1 protein-coding gene is annotated in these 887 nt (G+C 53.4%); it reads right to left on the reverse strand.

What is annotated here, in order from left to right:
* A partial coding sequence (locus G6N73_RS35920; protein ID WP_206079286.1) for a hypothetical protein occupies positions 1-887 on the reverse strand: 887 nt, incomplete at both ends.

The following is an 887-nucleotide window of genomic DNA, read 5'->3' on the forward strand; positions in this document are numbered from 1 at the left end:
CGCGTTGCAGAGCTTCTACCGCCAGATCGGCAAATTTGGGATCCAGTTTGAATATCAGGGCTGAGTTTATGAGCCCAATGAAGGACTTCCAGTCAATCGACTCCTTGGATAGGGCCTCGTCGATCGAGCTTTCCAAATCAGGTGGCAGTGGGATGTCTGGCGCTATGCCGCCTTCCAATGGGCCCGGAAGAAAGGGCATTGGAAAGTTCATTTGGTGCCTGATGCTGCCTTCGTCCTCTGCAAGCGTTAGCTCTTTGATGTCTTGCGAGGCAATCTTGTTCTTGTGCCGTTGCGCGGCATTCGCGATTCTCCCAATAAACTCCGCTTTCAGTTGCTCAGGCGAAATGAAGTCGGGCATCCATTTCGGCTCCAGGCGCAAGTCACACAATGTTTGCAGATAAAACTGTTGCCCCCTGCCAGAGTGGGCCCATTCGGTGAAACCTCCAACGTCGACCGGAAATGAACATATGCATCTCTCGATCAGCGACGCCTGAGCTATCGTAGCCAGGCGGCGCCAAAACGGAGGTTTGCCCGCCAGGGTTTTTGCTCGAGACACTTCACCTTCAACCAGCACAGCCAGAGCCGACAGCAGACGAAATCGACTGTTCGCGGAATCTGTATCATCGTCACGAATCTGCTGGATCATGCCAATGATGGCTGCTTCTATTTGCGGGTGGCGGTCGAAAATCGACAGCCCAAGCTCAATGGCACCGAGCTGTGACAGCCTATCTCCTCTCTTGTCCAAGTCATCAAACAACGTTTGAAGCTCGTCGGAACTGGCGCGATCTAAATCAATTTGCGGTGGAATCGATGAATGTGCGGAGAGAAGCAGAGCGAGTTTGGTGCCCTCGTTCGGCTTCCATGCAATGAGTTCGGCGATGTGCGCC

Origin of the sequence: Allomesorhizobium camelthorni (genome assembly GCF_011045125.1) — a bacterium.
In the GTDB taxonomy this organism is placed as follows: domain Bacteria; phylum Pseudomonadota; class Alphaproteobacteria; order Rhizobiales; family Rhizobiaceae; genus Allomesorhizobium; species Allomesorhizobium camelthorni.